Below are 21,778 nucleotides of genomic sequence, written 5' to 3' on the forward strand. Positions count from 1 at the left end.
CTGTACTAATCCTTATTACGTCCACGCTCATTAGGGTATAAACTCGGTAAATTATCACTTTGAACTACCACCTTTGTCTCAATATTCATAGCAGATAATTTCCCTTTAAAGGCTGCGCCTGTGTCTACATTCCAAACATTAACGGCATTCATTGGTACGTTAAATCCAAAATTTGTAGTAGGCGTATGACCTATATAAACTTCCTTGTAGTGCTTAAGTCGCTTAGGATAAATTAAAGATTCCTTTGAAATCTGACTATCCATGGTTAGAGCCATTTCCCACAAGGTTCTATCAAAATATAAAGTCTTTTCATAAACTTCCTTCTTAACACCATGCATGGATGTAAATCCTGCATGCAGAAACAATCTATTCTCGTCATCTAAATAATATAGCAGCATATCTTCAAAAAAAGCTAAATGCCGTTCTTTGTCATCCTGTGAAAACCCTTTATAACTTTCAAGAGTTTCTTTTCCACCGTGCATGTACCAGGTCATATCAACATGTTCAGACCGTAACCAGTCCTCACACCATACATCATGATTTCCCTTTATAAATACGCAACTAATCTTTTCTGAAAGTTCGATTAAAAACTGGATTACTTGAGCTGAATCAGACCAGCCATCTACATAATCCCCTACAAACAACAGCTTATCATGCTCCGTGATTTCAAGTTTATTCAAAACCTGTAATAAAGCTTTTAACCCCCCGTGAATATCCCCGATAACAAAAGTTCTCATAATCCAAAAAATTTTTGGCTAAACTAAGGGATTATATCTAAAAATATAGCGTTGAAAAGTTAAGTTAAGATTAAAAATACTGACCTATACCGAAAACAAATCCTTGGCTAGCATCTTTTGTAATGCCATAACCATAGTCAATTCTAAATATGGCATTATATATTTTTTTATGAATAAATCGCACCCCTACTCCCGGATATACTTTGATATTATCACTATCTGTGAAGTTTGAGAACGGACCTCCGGGATTTCGCCACGAACCAGCGTCAATAAATCCATTCCCTTGCAAAACAAACCAATCTTTCTCAATTAAGGTATGCCTATATTCTGTATTCAACACAATAGAACCGGTACCTCGATCAATGACATTACCTACACCACGAATATTTACATTATTATCAACTGAAAATGGAGCGAATGGTGTTTTGTTATTAGAGGCCAATCCAAAACGAACTCTATTTGCCCAATTTCCCCGCTGCCCTAAACGTTTAAAAAAGAGGAAGTCATTCCACCCCACCAAAAAGTCAGGCAATGAATTATCCATAGCATGGACATATTGAAAATTAAGCTGACTCTTAAACCCAGAAACGTACTGATAAAAGTAATCTAATTTATTATATTCATAAATAACCTTTATGAGCCATTTTTTAACATCGAGTTCTTGCGGGACATCCGGATTTGTTGCTCCAAATTCATAATTATATTTTTCATTGAAATAATTCAAACCTAATTCCATTCTATTAACAAAATCAAACTCATAAAGGCCTAAAACTTCAAAAGAATCATTGTTATACTTGTAATTAGAAGAGGTGTTGTCGAAAAATACTGGTTCTAGTGTCGTTAAATCTTGCCGATTAATAGCCAATCCTAATTTATTAGAAAACAGGTAAGGCGCTCTAAAATTTATGGCATAAGAGCTAAAAATATCCTTTTGATAGAAACCACCAAATATTATATTTCGCCCTAAGGCGTTAAACTCATAAAGCCCCAATCTATATGCAAATTCATCATTATTGGTGGTATACACATTAAGCGATGGAATAAGGGTGAAGTTTTCTTCAATATGGTAAAACACATTGTATTTGTTATCAACTGAAGGAAACACTTGATAATAGGCATGAGATACTGAAGGTAATCGTTTTAATCTCAAAATATCTTGTTCTATCACTACAGAATCCAAGACTGATCCCGACGTTACTGAAGATATTTTTTTTACAAATGAGGATTTTAATTTTTTATTACCTTCAATCTTTAAGTCATCCACCACCATTGTTTGAGCGGACACATTGCAAATTAAAAGCAAATACAATAAGGCAAAACAATTTTTTATCATTCTACTTCAAACGGTTTTTGAACCACCCAATTTACCCAATTATCAACACTTACATCCATTAAAGTAAAATTATATTGCGCTTTTGAAATTAAAGCAGGCGGGGTTTGGGTTGTAACGTTTAATACTACATTATCTAATTTGTAATACTGAAATTGATTTTTATACGTATAGGTTCCTGACAACAAATTATTCTCAGCGTCTGAAATCACCTGAAAATAAATGGCATTATCCCCAACGGGGTTATCTTCCCATACAAAATTAGGCATTCCACTTTGACTTTCACTAATAGTAACCGCATTATTCCAAAGGGTTGGTTTTGTAAGTTGTTTTGACCGTATTGGATTAGAAATTTTTATTTCACCATCTAATTCAAAAGTTACAATAATCCATTTTTCATTTTCGCCACTTAACTCATATTTTCCTAAGTGGCCATTAAAAAATGGTTCATTTTCAGCAATAAACTGCGTGTAATTAGAATAATCTTTCTCATCGATATTGACACCAGCCGTTTTGTAAAGTCTAATATTATCAGCACCAGATTCTGGGTAATAAAATGCAAGAATATCATTGGTTTTACTATCACTAGCGGCACAGGCTATTACCGCTCCTTCTTCAATCGTTTTCCCTTGAATGTAACTGCTTAGTGTTTGTTCAACCGTTTCTACAGTATCATCATTACATGATAGGATTAACAGACAAAAAACAAATAAGATTATACCTTTCATTTTATATTATATTGAGCTCTAATTAATTCTTCTACTGGCTTGTTCTGGGGTGTAAACCTTGAATCTTTTAATCCACCGGCATTTTCATGGTTATGAAACCATTTCCAAACAAAACCACCTGCAAACCATTCTTCTTGCCAAAAACTATCAAATAAGGCACGCGTTGTATTTGTTTGCGCCTCAAAATTTACCCCAGTCATACTTCTGTCGCTCTTCCATGGTGCCTTACCAGAATAATCCACGCTTCTATAACCATACTCAGTAAATAAAATGGGTTTATCATATTTCTTACTGAGAAAATACATGTTCTCTTTAATAGGCTTCCAGCTATCTAAACACTCAGCCACAGTTGGCGTTTTAGTTTCACTTAAGGGAAAATAAGCATCAATACCAATATAATCTAAATGAGCTATAAAAGGCGTGCGCGTATATTCATCCCAATTCGCAGAATAGGTTAATTTTCCTTTGTAAACCTTTTTAATTTGACCAATTAGGTCTTCCCAATAAGTGGGCCTATTAGAAATAAACTTTTCCAATTCAGTACCTATGCAAAAAATAGGAACTTCCATTTCCTGCGCTAATGCAGCATAGGTTAATATAAACTTTGAGTATGATGTTTCAAGAACCCTCCAATCGTTCTCATTTTGCATTTCAATAAGCCCGGTAAATTCACCACGCCAAACCCAAATTTGAGGTTTCAACATGATACTTACCTCATGCTTCTGTAAGGTTTTAATATATTGTTTTGCTCCAGCTTTAGTTTCTCCAAACCATTGTCTATCGGTATCAAAAACAATATTTGGATTTGCTAAATCCTTTATAAAACCAAAAGGCATAATAGCCGCATAATTTGCATTTAAATTAATCACAGATTGTATATGATTTTCTGTAATAGCATCCTTAGATGCAACAAAGCTAACCCCATTAATCTTGGCTTGAGAAGCACAAGATTGAATACAGGTTAGCACTATCATTAACAACTTAATCCGCATACAAATTTTTCAATTTATAAGATACTACTTATCATCAAAATAAGGCCCGTAATCCCAAACTAAATGTCTCACCGAGACCTTGAAAATTATTTCCTCTCACAAATTTATTATAAGATAATTCAATATTTAAAACTTGGGTAATTTGATATTTCCCTCCTAAACCAAGCTGCGTATAGTTTTGCTCAAAATTATTTCCTAAATCTATCAAAAAGGCCTGTTGCGCATTAACAAAAACAGTAGACTTTGATGATGGAAAATAACTTAAAAAAGCACTTAAAGGCAGAAATAAACTATTATTCGCGAACCTTTCATTCACATTAGAGGTATTAAAATCGGCATCTGCAGATTTTTCTCCAAAATTAAAACCGAAATCTGCTTCGGTAAAAATTTGCCATTTATTACCACCAAATGTTTTATCAAAAAAGAACTTTGTTTCCCAAAATACACTGCGCTTGTCTAAGTAAGCTGGATCGTTATTCTCCCCCGGAAAAGCCTCATCCTTAAACAGAGGAAAATATACCGATGAAGTAAACGAAAATGTAGGAATGCTTCTAAAGGGCTGTACTCTAATTGATGGCGCCAAAGTAGTAAACCCACTTCTTGAATTCACCAAATCATTTTCAAATTTAAATACATCCAATGTATTAGCTCCATTAAAGGTATTAGATCGTATTTGAAATACAAACCCAATATTTATTCTAGAGTTTTCACTTATTCCCGTATACACTTCAGTAGTATTAGTGAAAAACGATTGTCGTTCTATAGGCACTGAAGAACTTCCAGAATCGGTTCTTTCTGTTTCAGTATATAGACCATTAAAAAATTTGATATCCCATTGCCCTTTTTTCAAGAGCTTAGAAGGTGTATAGGTTTGAATGTTACTCTTTTGTACTTCTGGTGCTTCTTGAGCATGCACTGCAATTGATGCTACTATCAACACTAGCACGGTAATTAATCTTTTCATCTGATTTTATTTTTGATTTGTTGGCGTTCGCTATTGCTTGTTCACTTTCCAATCATAAGGAAAGTATTTTAGTTTGAAATTATTTGGAATTTTATCTGTTCGGTATTCATTAATAAAATCTATTTCAGTTTTACCTTTCATGGTAAAATCTTCTTTATACCATTCCATAATTTGAGAAACCTCAACACGTTTCTTTTTCATGTTTACCCTCAAAAAATCTCCATTTAAAGCAAGCTTTGTTTGTGTATTTAATTGTTCGTTTAAATCTTTAGGTAAATACGCTTTGCTTATAAGTGGCGGACAACCTACAGCGCCACAAACCAAAACAAAATGAAAACGGGCATCACTAAATTGCCCTCTTAGTAATTTATGCTCTATATCATTCAAGGTTATCTCTTTTCCTCCTAAGGCATAAGTTGTTTTATCAAAAAAACCAGCAATGTCCAGCGGTGAATTTGTTGGATAATTATCTATTATCCCTTTTATAACCGACAGATTATAAGCATTAATCCAGAATGCCTGATAATCATTAGCCGCTTCTTTTGAGACTGAAATAAGCTTTGCTTTACCCATCAATTCATTTAATTGAGATTGCTCCTTATTAATGTTAGAATAAGCAACTTTACCATTGGTAACATGCGCTTTAAAAAACGTATCCGCTTCAGTAAAAAAAGCATTTAAATCTTGAGCTTTCATTGAGAGTGATCCAAAAATCAAAAGAGTGAGACATATATTTTTCATCTGTTTTTCCAGTTGTTTTATAATTAAAGTTCTTTTTTTCTGATAGCTAAGTCTATCCCTTAGCAACAAACTTTCAAAAAAAAATAAGTTTTTTCCCGTCTAAAATTTAATAGGTTCCTTACACCATTCATTCAATTTAAACTTGTTCTAAATTAAAAATCTACATTTAAGTTATTACCTTTAGCTACGACCTAATAGTATTCAACAACCAAAACATGGAAGAACACATCGTAATTATAGGTAACGGTATTTCTGGTGTTACCGCAGCTCGGCACATTAGAAAATTGTCTAACAAAAGAATTACAATCGTTTCTGCTGAAACAGATTACTTTTTTTCCCGTACTGCGCTTATGTACGTTTATATGGGGCATATGAAGTTTGAACATACACAACCCTATGAAAACTGGTTTTGGAAAAAAAATCGAATTGAACTCAAAAAGGCTTATGTGAGATCTATTGATTCCACTAATAATGCTTTGTATTTAGACGGTGGAGAAACCATACCTTATAACAAACTCATTATTGCCACCGGCAGTAAGCCTAACAAATTTGGCTGGCCCGGACAAGACTTAGACGGGGTAATGGGCATGTATCACAAACAAGATTTAGAAAATCTTGAACATTATGCGCCCAATAATAAAGTCTGTAAGCGTGCTGTAATTGTAGGTGGCGGTTTAATTGGTATCGAGTTAGCAGAAATGTTAAATTCTAGGAATATACCGGTTACATTTTTAGTGCGTGAAGATAGCTTTTGGAATGGTGTTTTGCCAAATGCAGAAAGTCAAATGATTAATAGACATATAAAAAACCATCATATTGATTTACGACTAGGTACGAACTTAAAGGAAATCACTTCTGACAAAAATGGTAAGGTTAAATCAATTATTATTCAAGAAACTGGAGAAGAAATCATGTGTGATGTGGTTGGGCTTACGGCCGGAGTTTCTCCAAATATAGACTTCATTAAAACATCAGGTATTGAAATAGGAAGAGGGGTAAAAGTCAATAGATTTTTAGAAACAAACATTACAAACATCTACGCTATTGGTGATTGCGCTGAACAACATGAACCTATTGGACAGCGACGACCAATTGAAGCTGTTTGGTATACGGGTAGAATGATGGGAGAAACTTTAGCCCATACCATCTGTAATAACAAAACAGCGTACAATCCAGGCCATTGGTTTAACTCAGCAAAATTTCTTGATATTGAATATCAAACTTATGGCTGGGTACATGCCGCAAAAGGGAAACCAGATTATGAATCACAATTTCATTGGAAGCATGATGATGACACAAAATGCATCACTGTTGCCTACCATAAAGACACTAAAAAGTTTCTTGGCATAAATACCTTCGGCATACGAATGCGTCATGAAACTTTTGACCATTGGTTGTCAGAAAAAAGAGATGTATCCTATGTTATTAATCATTTAGCTGAGGCCAATTTTGATCCGGAATTTTATAGCCATTATGAAACCGAAATATTAAATGCTTACAATAACCAATTTCAAACTGCATAGTCATGAGTAATAAGATAAATCATAGTATGTCCATTGCTAAGCCTGATGCAGTAGATATTTCAACGACCCAAAAAATAGCACTTTCAGCTGGAATTATTGGTTTATTCATAATGATTCTAGCGCTTTTTAACACTAATTTTCCAAGTCAAGGATTGTTTTTAGCCCTGGCATTAGGTCTTATTTCGGCAGGAACCATTGTATACTCCAGAGATGCCTACCTCACAAAATTAGAAGGTATAAAAAATGATGGTGTTTGGTTTAAATCAATTTCATCAAGAGGACTATGGGGCTGGATAGTTGGCGTTATACTCACTACATTTTATATTATTTTATATTTCTTCCCGAACTACTTGGGCTTGGGTACCGATGGTGCAGAAAATAAAGGTCTAATAGCTTTATTTGACCCTCTTAGTAAATTGTTAAGTGGAAGACCCGCAAGTCAATGGTTTGTATATGGCACCCTCTATACCGTGGCTATATTAGCTTTTGGGTATAAATTTATTCTTAAATATCGCCATAATAGATACCAGCAGATAAGGACTATTTCTGTCATGTTTTTTCAGCTAGGCTTTGCTTTTTTAATTCCTGAATTCATGTATGTCATGAACAATGACCTACCCTATTATGATTTAAAAAGTGTTTGGCCGCTAAACTATTATATTTTTGATGAATGGTCAGTCAAAGGATTTTTATCTAATGGCAATATTGGTCTAGCTTTAATAGTTTTTGGCATACTATCCATTTTTGTTATCACCCCTATTTTAACATATAAATTTGGCAAACGCTGGTATTGTTCCTGGGTTTGCGGGTGTGGCGGTCTAGCTGAAACAGCAGGTGATTCTTTTAGACAATTGTCCTCAAAAAAAATGTCGGCTTGGAAATTAGAGCGCTGGCTAATTCACACTGTTTTGGTCTTTTCGGTGGTTATGACCACTGCCATGATATATACCTATTTAGGCTATGACAAAAACAACTTTTGGCTAACAAGAAGTGTTTTTATTAGTTTAGTAATTGCTTTCTTAACACTAATATTTGTTGGTGTTATGGTTTTTAAACGTCATGAGTTAGGTAATGATGCTAAATACGGTGCAATAGGTTTCTTTGCAACCATTGCCTTATTGCTACTTATGCATTTCACAGGTACCACAGATCAATTGTTTTATATGAAATCTGGAACGCTAAGATCCGCCTATGGATTATATATTGGCTCTATTTTTTCAGGAGTTATAGGCACTGGTTTTTATCCTATTCTAGGCAGTAGAGCTTGGTGTCGATTTGGTTGCCCTATGGCCGCTATATTAGGCTTTCAACAACGTTTGTTTTCAAAGTTTAGAATCACCACTAATGGCGGACAATGCATTTCCTGTGGAAACTGCTCAAACTCTTGTGAAATGGGTATTGATGTACGGGCTTATGCACAAAAAGGCGAAAACATTGTACGCTCAAGTTGTGTGGGTTGTGGCATATGCTCGGCGGTATGCCCCAGAGGCGTTTTAAAATTAGAAAATGATAGTATGGATGGTCGAATTAATCCAACTGAAATTTTACTAGGAAACGATGTTAATTTAATGGATTTAGTAAATAAAAAATAATCTTTGTGAACCACGCAATTATTTTAGTAGTTCTAATAACCGGTTTTAATCTAACTACTTATGCACAAAAAACCTATCAGAAAAACTATGATAGTAATAATCGTTTAACTTCTGAAGGTTGGCTTGATAAAAATCAAAAAGTGGACTACTGGCACTTTTATTATCCAAATGGAAACATAAAAAAAGAAGGGCATTTCACATCCGGAGTAGCCAGCAAATACTGGAGATTCTATGCTAAGAATGGCAACCTTAAAATGGAAGGACATTTTGAAAACGGTAAAAAAACTGATTGGTGGCTATTTTATGATAACATGGAAAAAGTTAACCATAAATGCCAACTAAAGAACAATAAAAAAAATGGGTATTGTTTGATGTATGATAATGAAAAGTTAATTGCAGCCTCGAAATATAAAGCGGGAAAAAAAATAAATGAATGGACTACCTTTGCATCTTTTAAAAAAGAAAATAGCTTAAGCGACCTTCAATGATAAAAATCAAAGTCATTATTCCTGCCTTTAATGAAGCAGATTCAATAGCACACGTTATCCATGCTATTCCCAAAACGGTAGATGAAGTTATTGTAGTTAGCAATAATTCTACCGATGCCACAGAAGGAAACGCAAAAGCTGCGGGGGCAACGGTATTGCAGGAGACAAATAAAGGCTATGGCTATGCATGCTTAAAAGGAATGGACTATGTTTCCAATCAAATAGAGAAACCTGACATTATAGTTTTCCTTGATGGAGACTATAGTGATTATCCGGAGGAATTAACTCAAATTGTTGCACCCATTATAAATGACAATTTGGATTTTGTAATTGGAGCAAGAGTAAAGGAAAAGCGCGAAAAAGGCTCTATGACAATACCTCAGATATTTGGAAATTGGCTTGCCACTAGCTTAATGAAATTATTATTTAAGGGTAATTTCACAGACCTAGGACCTTTTAGAGCCATTAAATATGATAAGTTGTTAGCCCTTAATATGGAAGACAAAACCTATGGTTGGACCGTTGAAATGCAGTTGAAAGTATTAAGGCATAATTATAACTATATTGAAGTGCCTGTAAACTATAGAAACAGAATTGGCGTATCTAAGGTGTCAGGTACAATAAAAGGCGCTATATTTGCAGGCGCAAAAATCCTAGGATGGATTTTAAAATATAGCGTTAAGAAATGATTCTAGAAACATCCATAATAGTTATTTATAGCATATCGCTGGTGCTTATTTTCTTATATGCATTGGCACAATTAAATTTGCTTTTCAACTACCTTTCATCTAAAAAAACTGAAGACCACTGTCCTAAGTTGGACTTGTCAAATCCAGACGAAGTGCCATACATTACAATTCAGCTTCCAGTTTATAACGAAATGTATGTTATGGAGCGTCTTTTGGATAACATTGCGCTTATAGAATACCCTAAAAATAAACTTGAAATACAGGTTCTAGATGACTCTACAGATGAGACCGTAGAAAGCACGCGTTTACATATTGAAAAGCTTCAAGCCACAGGTTTAGATATTAAACAGATAACTAGAACAGATAGAAAAGGTTTTAAAGCTGGTGCTTTAAAAGAAGGCTTAGAAGTAGCAAAAGGAGAGATCATTGCTATATTTGATTCTGATTTCCTACCCCAATCAGACTGGCTGAAACGCACTGTCCCTTATTTTAAAGATGAGGCTATTGGTGTTGTACAAACACGTTGGGGACATATTAATAGAAATTATTCCATTCTAACAAGAATTCAGGCCTTTGCCTTAGATGCCCATTTTACTTTAGAGCAGACAGGAAGAAATAGCAAGGGTCATTTTATAAACTTTAATGGCACTGCAGGATTATGGCGTAAAGCATGTATCATTGATTCTGGTAACTGGGAAGGCGACACACTTACAGAAGACTTAGACTTAAGTTACCGCGCTCAATTAAAAAACTGGAAATTTAAATATCTTGAAGACGTAGAGACACCTGCTGAACTCCCTATTGTTATTAGTGCAGCACGTTCACAGCAATTTAGATGGAATAAAGGTGGCGCTGAGAACTTCAGGAAAATGTTAGGCAGAGTCATCAGCAGTGATAATATTTCTCCAAAAACTAAAGTACATGGTGTATTACATTTACTTAATAGTACCATGTTCTTAAACGTGCTAATAGTGGGTGTTTTAAGTATCCCTATGTTATATATAAAAAATGAATATGCGCATTTAAGACCATACTTTTATGTCATGAGCTTTTTTGTAATGAGTACAATCATCTTTTTTATCTGCTACTGGTTTATGTTCAAAAATATTTATGGTGGTGGTTTTAAAAATTTCTTTAGATATATAGGCATGTTTTTTGTCTTTTTCTCTATTGCCATGGGATTTTCATTGCATAATTCAATCGCTGTTTTAGAAGGTCATTTAGGAAAAAAGAGTGAATTTGTACGAACACCCAAATTTAATATCAGCAAATACAAAGACAACTGGAAAAATAACAAATACATGAAAAAGACTGTTTCTGTGCATGTTGTTTTTGAAGGATTGCTCATGCTTTATTTTGCTTTTGGACTGTATAGTGCATTTGTAGTTGGCAATCAAGGTGGAGACTTTGGATTATTTCCTTTTCATTTAATGCTATGCATTGGTTTTGGGTATGTCTTTTTTAAATCTTTGGCTTCAAAGGTTTAATTGCTTTACACGCATAATTTGGCAGCGCATATCAATAGAAGTACTTCTTTCATTAAACTAGTGGATGACTAATCTTAATGTCATCGCCATGACATATAAAAGCCTGCGATATTCATTACGGAGTTTTCATTTTAGAGCTGCATAATTTCAGCGGAAAAATTAGATCAAAAAAATCCTGACACCCGTTCAATCAACCAAAAAGAAGCCATCCCACCTATTACATAAGGAGGCACTTTTTTACTCCATGTTGACCAATTGATTTTAGTTTTACCCAATAACCAAATTACTGCTAATACTACAAGGACAAAAGCTAATTGCCCTAGCTCAACGCCAATATTAAAAAAGGCCAGCGCTATTGGAATATCAAGTTGAGGCAAGCCTATACTTGATAATGCACCAGCAAAACCAAAACCATGTAATAGGCCAAATGTAAAAGCTACTAGCCATGGCTGCTTACTCGTAAGTGTCTGCTTGCCATTTAAAACTTTTAATATTTCAATAGCAAGAAAAACAATACTTAAGGCAATCACTGCCTCTACTGGCGGTGCTGGAAAATCTACGTAACCTAAAGCAGCCATACTTAATGTAATACTATGTGCTATAGTAAAAGCTGTAACGGTCTTTATAATCTTCCATTTCCCCTTGGTTATTAGAATTAGCGCAAGAACAAACAAGAGATGATCAATCCCCAAAAGAATATGCTCTACGCCCAATATGGTATAGGTTTTTATAACCTCTGAAGTTGAGTACTGCCCCGGTATAACCTCAGAATCTTTATCTGGCTGAAGCATAAAGGTCACTTTCTCACCATTCAAATAACTAATATTAACTAACACATCAATAAGAGTTCTATTGAGTCCATTAATCCTTAATATGCTACCTTGAAGAAGTTCATCTGACGACAACTTATAACTATAAATAACAGACCCTGGAATTTGATTGGGCGCATTCAACACTTCCATCTGGATGAAAGGTGCAAAAACAGGAGTTATTTTTGGTACGCCATCACCCATACTAGGTACTTTCCAGAACACATTATAGCTAGACTCATTGGTTTGCACTATTTGCAAAAATGCAGGTCGAATTTCATGTGACCACCCATGAAAAGTGAAAACAATAAACAGCAAGGTTAGGAGCTTTTTCATAATCTACTGGTTTATTTCTTCCTGTAAATAATCTACAAACTTTGGGTCAAAATCTTCAGATTTTATATCAATTTGAATATCATATTGCTTCTTTAATTCTTGATATATATTTTCATCAAGTTCCTTCTGGTAATCATATTCAAAATCTCTTTTAACGGCCTTTTTAATATCCGCTAATTCTGGAAGCCTTGGTTCTATGCGTTCTGTAATATAAACCAAATGCTCTCCAAAACCAGAAGTTACAGGACCTACCCATTTATTAAGCTCTTGATTCACGAGCATTTCTGGAAACCTCCCCCCAAATTTAAGAGCTACCTCAGTCGCATTTATAGTTCTAAAATGGTAGGCAAATGGTAAGTCATCGCCTCTAGATTTCATTTCATCAATTGTAGCATTTGAAAACTGCTTTAAGACATCTAAAGCATCTTTTTGATGGTTTTCTCTATTATCTGGACTAAATATGATTTGATAAAAGGAGTATGTATAAGGTGTTAAATATTTATCTTGATGTTCTTTCAAATATTCATTTAAATCTTCGTCTGTTGGCTTCATGATAGAAGCAATATCGTTTGACAAAAATTGCATTTTTTGAGCCAGTCTTCTTTTAATGATTTCATCATTATGATCTAAATTCATCTTCAAAGCCTCTTGATAAAAGACTTCTTGTTTAACATTTAAATTAATTAACTTTTTCAGCTCTTGCTCTGTTGGTTGCCTTTTCCATTGCATTTCCCAAGTAGAGATAAGGTTACTAACGTCAAAATCATTGATAACAATAGTGTTTTTTGAATCTTCCTTTTGATTCACTAAACCGTATAAAATAAACAAACCAAATCCTATACATATAAAATGTAAAAAAGGCTCTCTAAGTATTTTCTTCATAATTATTTTCGACCAATCAAATTTATAATATAACCCATAGTAAAAATTGTAAATGCCACCAAACTAATAGGAGGTAAACCGCCCCATTCAGACGGGTTTAACCACCCCCTGAAACCCATGAAAAACAAATGTAACAATGAAAACAGCATGGCTAGTAATAAAAACCTACGGGACGTTATAGCTTCAATAAAGACCTTATCATCCCTTAAATTTGTTTTAAACGCCAAATTATAAGCCCAAAGTATAACAAAAGATATAATACCACCTAGCATGCTTAAACCAGCATACAACGTGAGACTCCCGTTTTCCTCAAAGAATCTAGCAAAAATTTCAGGTTTAAAAATCATAAAACTCATTAAGGCATGAATGAGTACAAATAAAAATCCAGTCATTCCTAAAGCTTGCCTAGAATTCATCCAGCCTTCAGATACTTTTACCCCTAAATTATTAAGTGGCCCAATACTAAAATTGAAAGTAATAAGAATAAACCCGGCAAGAGAAAACCCTTTATTGAGAATATAAAAAGGAAAATCTTTCCACGGTACATTGCCCAAAATATGATATCGCAAAACGGCATAGGCCAGCGATAAGACACTTATAATGGCTATAATTTTTCCAGCGTGATTTTTCTGAATCATGAATATTAAAACAATATAAACGTAAATATATATTAATTAATACTACTATTTAAACCTTGAAGGTCTTAATAAGATTTACCACGGGCCAAATTTATTGTGGATTAACAACTTTTAGCACGTCTTTAAGCATGGCTCTTACCCTATCTTTTTTGGTAAACATTTTAAACTTCCGGAGCATTATAAAAAACACTTTAAGAAGATTCAATTCCTTGATTCTTCTTAAAGCGCTTCTTATTAGGCAAATCTGCTAATAGTCTATTTTATTTGGGTGAATACCAGATTGGTGACGTATATCCTCTTTCGGTTTGCGTTAATGGCACCTCTTTACTTAATTCAGCACCATACCTTAACTTGTCATATAAAGTCCAACGTGGGGTTGGAATTTCTAATACTCGTACATAATAAAAGGCCTCTAAAGCAGGATCAAAATCTGGATCAACCCAGACAGCTTTCAACTCAGTAGCACCAATTGAATTATCCCAAGTAGCATCTTCCAAATTAACACTATTTCCAATAGAAGGCACTTTACCATTGGCATCGACTATTCTATCGCCACTCCAAACAACGTCATAGACTTTTTCTTCTAAAGTTCCATCGGTATTTGACCAACCTTTTACAATTTGAATTCTATCTAAACTTCCACTAATTGGATCCATTAGGGTGTGCACCATAAATGTTGGTGATTTTGATCCAGCATTGTTTAAATCACCGCCCATAGGAACTCCTTTTTCATAACCGGCCTCAACTAAATTGGCCAAATCATTATCCTCATAATCCCAACCACCAAAAAAACGAATTTGCATTCTTGAACCAGTAGTACCATAAGTTTCTTTTCTTTCCATGGCATCCCAAATAGAGGCTCTAGTATTCTCTTGCGCCCATACAGCAGCATATCCTGATGCCACTGTTTGCCATGTATATATCGTAGCTTTTTCTGCTTTCACAAAAGGATGATCCCAACGTTCTTTTGAAGGTTCAACATTAGATGCTTTTCCAAAAAAGTTATCATCATCTGCTGTAGCCAAAGAAGTATGCGAATCAGTACTTCCTATCATACCAAATTTATAAGGATTAGTACCCATCGAAGCCTTATATTTTAATCCTATTTTCAATGCTGATCTGGCATACTCATGCTCCAACATATCATCACTTTTTAAAGTACTCAAATCCAAATTACCAAAGTCCCAGTTTTCATAATCAGCAAACTCATCATTTGGTGATAAAAATGGATGTGCTTCACCATCACCTTTTATTTGAGTAACTTCATACAAAGGTTCCCATTTCGCTCTTTTTTTCAAATAAGCCTCATCAAACTCCTTTCCAGAAATAGTTTCTTCCATAAACATCATACCATTAGATAGGTTTCCATTATGCGGAATAGCCAATACTTTCCCACCAGTACGCTCCTCATAAGAAGCTAAATTCTCCCATAATTTTTCAGGATCAGAACTATCTTCATTGGTATACGGCAATTGCGTTATGGCTTTATCTCCATTATCCCTGTAGATCACATTTCTATGTAGGTTATTTCCTTTAATTAGGGAAGTCCATTCATAACCAATAAAGGCTGTAAATTTACCAGGCTCGTTATACTCTTCAGCCTTAGCCACAATATCCTCCCAAACCGGTTTCATAATATTGGGGTCATTTGTTTTAAATGAAAAATTCCCCTGACTAAAATTAAAAATAATATCTAATGCCATTTCACTATTCTTTCCTTCATCATAAAGCTTTCTCCATCTCGGATACTCGTCCAATTTTACCGCCCACTCCTCTTTATTAACGATAGCTGGAAATAATCCCATTCCATCAGAGTGATCTGCAATAACTAAAAAATCCAGAGGCCTATCTAACTTAGTTTTTAACCCTGTTGAAGACACCACTTCTTCGCCTCGGGCAAATCTATAGGCTTCGTCCATCCCAATACGATTTCCAAATGCACCTGCATCCATAGATAAATCTGTATGTAAATGGGTATCTCCCCAAAATACTTGCGTTGGATTCGTGTCACTACTAGGCGCTGCCTCTGTACTTAAATCTGATTCATTAACCACTGATTTAGTGCTTGTTGCCTTATCATTTTTACACGCCATAAAAACGAAGAATAACAATAGAAAGGATAGTTTTTTCATAATAAAAGTTGTAAAAAATATTTTAAGTTGTAATTTACAAAAAAAAGCTATCCTAAACACCTCAAATTCGTTGAAATTTATTACAGATATAAGCTTTTACTTTGTAAGTATTAGCTCCTTTGAGCAACAAATAAAACGGTAATACTTCATGCTTTTTATGCCTAATTTTATTAAACAAAACAAAACGGCCACACTTCTAATTCTTTCCAGTTTAATAGCCTATTGGGTATTTGCCTATGATTTAATTAGAGTAGACTATTTTAAATTAGTCGGGCTTTACACTGTACTATTTTTACTTTTTTACAAACTCTTATCAACCTTTAAAACTAACGTAGTTGTATTAACATATTTAGCATTTATTTTTAGAGCCATTTTCGTTCTAGCCATACCAAATCTTTCGCAAGATTTTTATCGTTTTATATGGGATGGGCGCATGATTTTAGCCGAAATAAACCCATTTCTCTACACGGTTGAATCTTTTATAACTTCAGGACAATACCCGGTTGCCGAAGCATTAGAACTCAGGCAAGGGATGGGTGCATTAAATGCGAGTCACTTTTCTAATTATCCGCCAATAAATCAGCTTTGCTTTTTAATTGCAGCTTTATTTTCAAGCAAAAGTATTTTGGGATCTGTGGTTGTTATTCGCCTCATCATTATTGCGGCTGATTTTGGAACATTATACTTTGGAAAAAAGCTTTTAAATAAACTTGATATCCCTACCCACAATATATTTTGGTACATACTCAACCCCTTCATTATTATAGAACTTACAGGCAACCTTCATTTTGAAGGTGTTATGATTTTCTTTTTGATTTTGAGTTTGTATTTACTGTATAACAACCAATGGAAATGGGCTGGAATAGCCATGGCAGCATCCATTTCAGTAAAGCTCATTCCGTTAATTTTTTTACCTCTATTTTTTCAATGGTTTACAAAACAGGATAACGACAATAACATCAATGATACTAATACTACTAAGCTAGCAAGGCTCATTGGGTTTTATGCCATAGTTTTAACTACCGTTATCCTACTCTTTTTGCCGTTTTATTCCGCCGAATTGATAACAAATTATTCAAAAACCGTGGCACTATGGTTTCAAAAATTTGAATTTAATGCTAGCTTGTATTACGTGGCACGAAGCATTGGCTACTTATTTAGAGGATACAACGAAATAGCCATCATTGGAAAAATCACTCCTGTCTTAGTTATCCTATTTATTTTAAGTCTGACGTTCTTTAGAAAAAACCTAAGCATGAAGCAGCTCATTACTGCAATGTTAATGGCATTATCGATATATTTCTTCACTGCGACTACCATCCATCCGTGGTACATAGCTACCTTGCTAATCTTGTCAGTATTCACAAAATATAAATACCCTTTAGTATGGAGTTTTGTCATAATATTGAGCTACTTGGCATATATCAATTTAAACAAAGCTGACAAGTCTGAAAACTTATGGATTATTGCCCTAGAATATATTATAGTCTATGCAGTATTTATATGGGAAGTGTTCATAAAAAAAGCTTCCAAATTGGAAGCTTAATTTTATACTTTTAAGATATATTTCTAACTTTTTTCTAAATCTGTGATGGTATGTTTGTCATCCTGAGTATCCTCTGTAAAGTTATCATCTTTATTAAAAGTGATTTTAAAAAGACTGCCTTTTAATGCGTCTGATTTAAGATCATATTTTTTAAGAGCTGCCGGTTCAATATGATGAAATGTGAAGGATACAATAGCTCCATTTTTAGCTTTTTTCTCAAAAGCATACCCATCGTCTTTCATCCCGATATAAGTGGCATATACAATTAATCCATTCTGATATTTAACAGACTTACTAACTGAATCTACGTGTTCCTTAACTTTAAAACTTGAAAAGGTTAAAAGTGATAGTCCTAATACACCGATTATAAATAGTTTCTTTTTGTTCATGTCATTGACGTTTAAATTAATTCATAGTATGTTTTCATTGGGTAATATTCAAAACCTGTCATTACTTGGGTTACGAATATTTGAATATCTAAATATACAGATTAAAAATAAATCAGGTAAAAAAAAACTAGACCGTTAAAAAAAAGACGAAATACCTGCTTACAAATTATTCAGGTTAACCCTTTGGGACTCAATCTTGCAAGTCTATTACCAAGTGGATTCCAAAATATGACTCAATTTATAGTCCCTCGTTATTTAATTCATACAACGTAATAACCGTTTCCGTAGAACTTAAAAACAGTGCATATGAGATATAAATATTATCAATTATTATTTTCAGGGTTTTCTGGATTTATTTCCTGATTAATATCTTCATTTAAACTATCAAAACTTTCCACATCATAGTTCTTCATAGTCAATGCCAGTTTTGAACTTACCTTAACCAAATACATGGTATCTAAGGTAGTAACCTCTACAGCTTCAATGATTTCATCGTGATGATTTCTAAACGTTATAATCTGACTTTCATCATAGCCATCTGGATACCGTTTAACTAATAAATCCAAAATTTCTGGAGTCAACTTTCTAAAATCAACTATGACATGTTTTAAATTATTGTTTTTATTTTTCATAATTCAAAAGATTAAAATACTAAGAATTGACACAGCTATAAGATACAAAAAAAATAAAAATAATTAACACTAACAATCTACATACCAACCCTTTAATGTCAATATACTCAATCAACAAAGAAGACCGACAATATTTAACTTTATGTTAAAACAATTAAAATTTAATGCTAATTATACCGCAAATTAGGGCACTCTTAAAAGAAAGAGGTACGAAGTATACGTCAATTATGGAATTGAAAGAAAAACTAATCAGTATTGTTTTACTCCATGAGTATTAATAAATCCTGGTCTCAAAAGGCACACCAGCCTTAAGACCACAGACCGATTTAAGAAATAAATCTTAAAACCGTTTAAAGCATTTTTAAAGTGTTTAATTCTTGCTCTGTTAAATGTTTCCAGTGCCCACGAGGAATATCTTTCTTGGTTAAGTGTCCAATGGCAACACAGTCTAGGCTCAAAATATCATATTTAAAGTATTCAAAAATGGTTCTTATAATCGTATTGCCTGTGTTTTTAATTTTTAAACCAATTTCCTTTTTTGAAGCCCCGTCTATATAGCTTATTTCCTCTACTTCTACTAACTTACCTTCTACTTTAAAGCCGCCTTGAATCTTTTTTAAATCTTCTAGTTTTAAGTTTTTATCCAACTCAATATGAAATAAACGCGGCACCCCATTTTTAGAATTTGTAAATTTATTTGACACGCTGTCATCATTAGTAAATAACAATAACCCTTTGGAATTTCTCCCCAAACGACCAATAGGTTTTATACGCGATGACGTAGCGTTAGCCACTAAATCCATAACGGTTCTGCCCTTACCTTCACTTGTAGTCGTTGCAAAACCTTTAGGCTTATTAAGCAACACATACGCTTTCTGTTCTGGTCTTATACTGGCCCCATCATATCTTACCTCATCAGTTAATTTTACTTTATATCCCATTTCGGTAATGACTTTCCCATTAACAGTAACCAATCCAATAGCTATATGTTCATCCGCTTCACGACGCGAGCAGATCCCTGAATTAGCAATAAACTTATTCAGTCTTATTTCATCAGGATTTCCTGATTTCTTAGGCGCTGAATTATTTTTATTGGTAGGTGTATTTCCTTTTGCATTTTTTACGAAACGCTTACTTCCACTACCAAATCCTGTTGGCTTCCCTTTTCCTTTACCCCCTTTATGTTTGTTCATTACTTATAATTTTGTGCAAAGATAAATTTAAAATTATGATATACTGTTTAAGAATTACGATTTGTTCTTATCCATAAATTCAACAGTAGACTGTCGCTCTGTATTGACATGTAACTTCGTAACATCTGGCCTTGAATAATGCCCTACAGGGTCAAAGTTTTGACGCTCTTCGTAAACCCGATTAAAATCAATAGTGTGAATAATCAATCCAGCCTTATCTATAACAGGCTCTACAATCCATTCTCCGTCTGGCCCTGCAATGCAACTACCTCCATTAGCGAGTACTTCAGGTGCATTTTTATATAACTCATCAAAGTAAGGCGTGTCCTTAGGAAAGTCTTCTTTTGTCATTAAACAGGACACAGATATTACATAACTTCTAGATTCCCTTGCTATAAAACGTGTAATATCTTTAGTATTATGATCACTTCCTGGCCAAACTCCAATATGTAAATTTTCACCTAGCCCGTAAAGTGCAGCCCTAGGTAAGGGCATCCAATTTTCCCAACAATTTAAGCCACCAACCGTGAAATCTTTAAGCGCATGTACCTTTAAACCATTACCGTCACCTGGAGACCATGTTAAGCGCTCATCATACGTAGGTTGTAACTTCCTATGTACAGATTTGACAAGCCCCATTTCATTGATATAAACTAAAGAAGCATAAACACTATGTCCGCCGCGGTCAATAGGCCGCTCTATAACACCTAAATAGATTGCAATACTATTTTGCTTTGCTAATTCACATATACTATCTAAATCACCATTTTCAATAGTAATGGCATTTCTAACGTAATGCGCATGCAATTCTTTATTTATAGCCTTATTCCATTCAGCACCACCGGTTAAAGAAAGCCAAAAAGGATACCCAGGAACCAGACCTTCACCAAACACAATCAATTCACACGATTCCTTTGAGCCCTCAATAATTGATTGCTTGACCTTGTTAAGTGTTTCAACTTTATTCAACCAAACCGGTGAAATTTGAGCTAAAGCTACTTTTAATAAATTTTGCATTTTAGATACGATTTAAAATAACACTAACATCAATTAATAAAATACTAAAAACACCTGCAAGAATTATAAACTTTAAGATATTATGCAGTATCAAGTAGTGTATTTTTGTTTTAGACATCCATAACAAAAACAGAAAAACAGCTAATAAAAACAGGCTCAAATAGAAAAAGAAATACATATGCCCAATTTCAAAATAAAAGAGCAGCAAATATGCGGGAACTAAAGTTAAAACAGCTAAAGCTGTTAACATTATTTTTGATGTTCTTTCACCGTAAGCCACAGGAATAGTAACATACCCCTGCGCAATATCTCCCCTAATATTCTCTAAATCTTTAGTCAATTCGCGCATTGAAATCATTAAAAACAAGAAAATAGCATGTACAAAAATGACTGTTTCAAAATTCTTGTAATACATGAAGATAGCGAAAAACGGCGTGATTGTAAGAATAGCAGAAGTTAAATTACCGATAAAGGGTAATCTCTTTAATTTATGGGAGTAAAACCAAATTCCGAAAATGTAAATAGAGAAGAAAACAACCGCCCTAAACGAGACATAGCTTGCCAGTATAACAGCGATAAAATTCAAAACAAAATAAAAAGAAAGCTTGGTATTCTGACTTACCAATCTATCCAATCTGGACTTAATTGGTCTGTTTATTAAATCCTTTTCCGAGTCGTAAAAGTTGTTAATAATATACCCTCCAGCAATAGTTGCCGCCGAGGCCAACACCAAAAGAAACAAATTCAAATCTAACAATACAGCCCTTAAAGGCAAATCATAAGCTAGAATATATATAGCGGTTAAATATTGTGCTATTGTAATGATGAGAATATTATAGCCTCTCACTACAGAAAACATACTAAAAAATTTAAGTAATATATGTTTCTGTTTTCTAGATAACATCTAATAAAATATTTGATACCTTCCCTTAA

21 protein-coding genes are annotated in these 21,778 nt (G+C 34.0%); 6 read left to right on the forward strand and 15 right to left on the reverse strand.

Annotated elements, in window-relative coordinates; genetic code table 11:
- Positions 1-5: 5 nt before the first annotated feature.
- From IE051_RS08390 to IE051_RS08415, 6 genes are all read right to left on the reverse strand, one after another.
- Positions 6-737: a metallophosphoesterase family protein gene (locus tag IE051_RS08390; protein WP_189360328.1), complete on the reverse strand. Its 732-nt coding sequence runs from the start codon at positions 735-737 to the stop codon at positions 6-8.
- Between the two features lie 70 nt (positions 738-807).
- On the reverse strand, positions 808-2,070 hold the full coding sequence (locus tag IE051_RS08395) for a BamA/TamA family outer membrane protein (protein WP_189360329.1): 1,263 nt from the start codon (positions 2,068-2,070) through the stop codon (positions 808-810).
- Positions 2,067-2,795 (reverse strand): hypothetical protein, encoded by a 729-nt coding sequence (locus IE051_RS08400; RefSeq protein ID WP_189360330.1) that lies wholly within the window; start codon positions 2,793-2,795, stop codon positions 2,067-2,069. Before IE051_RS08400 ends, IE051_RS08395 begins: the two co-directional genes overlap by 4 nt.
- A complete protein-coding gene (locus tag IE051_RS08405) occupies positions 2,792-3,769 on the reverse strand; it encodes a glycoside hydrolase family 113 (RefSeq protein WP_229796756.1) in 978 nt (325 codons plus the stop codon). The genes IE051_RS08400 and IE051_RS08405 overlap by 4 nt, the downstream gene beginning before the upstream one ends.
- A 52-nt stretch (positions 3,770-3,821) precedes the next feature.
- Entirely contained in the window at positions 3,822-4,751 is a 930-nt protein-coding gene (locus IE051_RS08410; protein ID WP_189360332.1) for a hypothetical protein, read from the reverse strand.
- A gap of 30 nt (positions 4,752-4,781) precedes the next feature.
- Positions 4,782-5,492: a DUF547 domain-containing protein gene (locus IE051_RS08415; RefSeq protein ID WP_189360333.1), complete on the reverse strand. Its 711-nt coding sequence runs from the start codon at positions 5,490-5,492 to the stop codon at positions 4,782-4,784.
- Between the two features lie 215 nt (positions 5,493-5,707).
- Here IE051_RS08415 and IE051_RS08420 point away from each other — a divergent pair, with 215 nt between their 5' ends.
- From IE051_RS08420 to IE051_RS08440, 5 genes are read left to right on the forward strand one after another with little or no spacing between them, the layout of a single operon-like run.
- Positions 5,708-7,015 (forward strand): NAD(P)/FAD-dependent oxidoreductase, encoded by a 1,308-nt coding sequence (locus tag IE051_RS08420; protein WP_189360334.1) that lies wholly within the window; start codon positions 5,708-5,710, stop codon positions 7,013-7,015.
- 2 nt (positions 7,016-7,017) lie between these two features.
- Positions 7,018-8,607 (forward strand): 4Fe-4S binding protein, encoded by a 1,590-nt coding sequence (locus tag IE051_RS08425; protein WP_189360335.1) that lies wholly within the window; start codon positions 7,018-7,020, stop codon positions 8,605-8,607.
- A gap of 5 nt (positions 8,608-8,612) precedes the next feature.
- On the forward strand, positions 8,613-9,095 hold the full coding sequence (locus IE051_RS08430; protein ID WP_189360336.1) for a toxin-antitoxin system YwqK family antitoxin: 483 nt from the start codon (positions 8,613-8,615) through the stop codon (positions 9,093-9,095).
- The gene (locus IE051_RS08435; RefSeq protein WP_189360337.1) at positions 9,092-9,784 is read left to right on the forward strand and encodes a glycosyltransferase family 2 protein; all 693 of its coding nucleotides are present in this window, start codon (positions 9,092-9,094) and stop codon (positions 9,782-9,784) included. Before IE051_RS08430 ends, IE051_RS08435 begins: the two co-directional genes overlap by 4 nt.
- Positions 9,781-11,271 carry a cellulose synthase family protein gene (locus IE051_RS08440; RefSeq protein WP_189360338.1) on the forward strand — a complete coding sequence of 497 codons (1,491 nt, stop codon included), beginning with the start codon at positions 9,781-9,783 and terminating at the stop codon, positions 11,269-11,271. Before IE051_RS08435 ends, IE051_RS08440 begins: the two co-directional genes overlap by 4 nt.
- 164 nt (positions 11,272-11,435) lie before the next feature.
- Here the strand turns inward: IE051_RS08440 and IE051_RS08445 are convergent, their stop codons facing one another.
- From IE051_RS08445 to IE051_RS08460, 4 genes are all read right to left on the reverse strand, one after another.
- Positions 11,436-12,416, reverse strand: a complete 981-nt coding sequence (locus IE051_RS08445) for a HupE/UreJ family protein (protein ID WP_189360339.1) — start codon at positions 12,414-12,416, stop codon at positions 11,436-11,438.
- A gap of 3 nt (positions 12,417-12,419) precedes the next feature.
- Positions 12,420-13,298, reverse strand: a complete 879-nt coding sequence (locus tag IE051_RS08450) for a peptidylprolyl isomerase (RefSeq protein WP_189360340.1) — start codon at positions 13,296-13,298, stop codon at positions 12,420-12,422.
- A 2-nt stretch (positions 13,299-13,300) separates the two neighbouring features.
- Entirely contained in the window at positions 13,301-13,936 is a 636-nt protein-coding gene (locus tag IE051_RS08455; RefSeq protein WP_189360341.1) for a hypothetical protein, read from the reverse strand.
- A gap of 260 nt (positions 13,937-14,196) precedes the next feature.
- A complete protein-coding gene (locus IE051_RS08460; RefSeq protein ID WP_189360342.1) occupies positions 14,197-16,068 on the reverse strand; it encodes a DUF3604 domain-containing protein in 1,872 nt (623 codons plus the stop codon).
- A 148-nt stretch (positions 16,069-16,216) separates the two neighbouring features.
- Here IE051_RS08460 and IE051_RS08465 point away from each other — a divergent pair, with 148 nt between their 5' ends.
- The gene (locus IE051_RS08465) at positions 16,217-17,614 is read left to right on the forward strand and encodes an MptA/MptB family glycosyltransferase (protein ID WP_189360343.1); all 1,398 of its coding nucleotides are present in this window, start codon (positions 16,217-16,219) and stop codon (positions 17,612-17,614) included.
- A 23-nt stretch (positions 17,615-17,637) separates the two neighbouring features.
- Here IE051_RS08465 and IE051_RS08470 read toward each other — a convergent pair whose 3' ends face one another.
- The 5 genes from IE051_RS08470 to IE051_RS08490 all read right to left on the reverse strand — a co-directional run bounded on the left by IE051_RS08470 (position 17,638) and on the right by IE051_RS08490 (position 21,749).
- On the reverse strand, positions 17,638-18,003 hold the full coding sequence (locus IE051_RS08470; RefSeq protein WP_189360344.1) for a hypothetical protein: 366 nt from the start codon (positions 18,001-18,003) through the stop codon (positions 17,638-17,640).
- A gap of 323 nt (positions 18,004-18,326) precedes the next feature.
- Positions 18,327-18,635 carry a hypothetical protein gene (locus tag IE051_RS08475; RefSeq protein WP_189360345.1) on the reverse strand — a complete coding sequence of 103 codons (309 nt, stop codon included), beginning with the start codon at positions 18,633-18,635 and terminating at the stop codon, positions 18,327-18,329.
- A 350-nt stretch (positions 18,636-18,985) separates the two neighbouring features.
- Positions 18,986-19,828 carry a pseudouridine synthase gene (locus IE051_RS08480; protein WP_189360346.1) on the reverse strand — a complete coding sequence of 281 codons (843 nt, stop codon included), beginning with the start codon at positions 19,826-19,828 and terminating at the stop codon, positions 18,986-18,988.
- 54 nt (positions 19,829-19,882) lie between these two features.
- A complete protein-coding gene (locus IE051_RS08485) occupies positions 19,883-20,845 on the reverse strand; it encodes a carbon-nitrogen hydrolase family protein (protein ID WP_189360347.1) in 963 nt (320 codons plus the stop codon).
- A 1-nt stretch (position 20,846) separates the two neighbouring features.
- Positions 20,847-21,749, reverse strand: coding sequence for a geranylgeranylglycerol-phosphate geranylgeranyltransferase (locus IE051_RS08490; protein ID WP_189360348.1), 903 nt, complete (start codon positions 21,747-21,749; stop codon positions 20,847-20,849).
- Positions 21,750-21,778: the final 29 nt, after the last annotated feature.

It is taken from the genome of Algibacter mikhailovii (assembly GCF_014651495.1).
GTDB classification, from domain to species: Bacteria; Bacteroidota; Bacteroidia; order Flavobacteriales; family Flavobacteriaceae; genus Algibacter_E; species Algibacter_E mikhailovii.

Excerpts from the sequence above, each read along its gene's own strand:
- IE051_RS08390 (WP_189360328.1), bottom strand. The coding sequence starts at position 737 with ATGAGAACTTTTGTTATCGGGGATATTCACGGGGGGTTAAAAGCTTTA.
- IE051_RS08395 (WP_189360329.1), bottom strand. The coding sequence starts at position 2,070 with ATGATAAAAAATTGTTTTGCCTTATTGTATTTGCTTTTAATTTGCAAT.
- IE051_RS08400 (WP_189360330.1), bottom strand. The coding sequence starts at position 2,795 with ATGAAAGGTATAATCTTATTTGTTTTTTGTCTGTTAATCCTATCATGT.
- IE051_RS08405 (WP_229796756.1), bottom strand. The coding sequence starts at position 3,769 with ATGATAGTGCTAACCTGTATTCAATCTTGTGCTTCTCAAGCCAAGATT.
- IE051_RS08410 (WP_189360332.1), bottom strand. The coding sequence starts at position 4,751 with ATGAAAAGATTAATTACCGTGCTAGTGTTGATAGTAGCATCAATTGCA.
- IE051_RS08415 (WP_189360333.1), bottom strand. The coding sequence starts at position 5,492 with ATGAAAAATATATGTCTCACTCTTTTGATTTTTGGATCACTCTCAATG.
- IE051_RS08420 (WP_189360334.1), top strand. The coding sequence starts at position 5,708 with ATGGAAGAACACATCGTAATTATAGGTAACGGTATTTCTGGTGTTACC.
- IE051_RS08425 (WP_189360335.1), top strand. The coding sequence starts at position 7,018 with ATGAGTAATAAGATAAATCATAGTATGTCCATTGCTAAGCCTGATGCA.
- IE051_RS08435 (WP_189360337.1), top strand. The coding sequence starts at position 9,092 with ATGATAAAAATCAAAGTCATTATTCCTGCCTTTAATGAAGCAGATTCA.
- IE051_RS08440 (WP_189360338.1), top strand. The coding sequence starts at position 9,781 with ATGATTCTAGAAACATCCATAATAGTTATTTATAGCATATCGCTGGTG.
- IE051_RS08445 (WP_189360339.1), bottom strand. The coding sequence starts at position 12,416 with ATGAAAAAGCTCCTAACCTTGCTGTTTATTGTTTTCACTTTTCATGGG.
- IE051_RS08450 (WP_189360340.1), bottom strand. The coding sequence starts at position 13,298 with ATGAAGAAAATACTTAGAGAGCCTTTTTTACATTTTATATGTATAGGA.
- IE051_RS08455 (WP_189360341.1), bottom strand. The coding sequence starts at position 13,936 with ATGATTCAGAAAAATCACGCTGGAAAAATTATAGCCATTATAAGTGTC.
- IE051_RS08460 (WP_189360342.1), bottom strand. The coding sequence starts at position 16,068 with ATGAAAAAACTATCCTTTCTATTGTTATTCTTCGTTTTTATGGCGTGT.
- IE051_RS08465 (WP_189360343.1), top strand. The coding sequence starts at position 16,217 with ATGCTTTTTATGCCTAATTTTATTAAACAAAACAAAACGGCCACACTT.
- IE051_RS08470 (WP_189360344.1), bottom strand. The coding sequence starts at position 18,003 with ATGAACAAAAAGAAACTATTTATAATCGGTGTATTAGGACTATCACTT.
- IE051_RS08475 (WP_189360345.1), bottom strand. The coding sequence starts at position 18,635 with ATGAAAAATAAAAACAATAATTTAAAACATGTCATAGTTGATTTTAGA.
- IE051_RS08480 (WP_189360346.1), bottom strand. The coding sequence starts at position 19,828 with ATGAACAAACATAAAGGGGGTAAAGGAAAAGGGAAGCCAACAGGATTT.
- IE051_RS08485 (WP_189360347.1), bottom strand. The coding sequence starts at position 20,845 with ATGCAAAATTTATTAAAAGTAGCTTTAGCTCAAATTTCACCGGTTTGG.
- IE051_RS08490 (WP_189360348.1), bottom strand. The coding sequence starts at position 21,749 with ATGTTATCTAGAAAACAGAAACATATATTACTTAAATTTTTTAGTATG.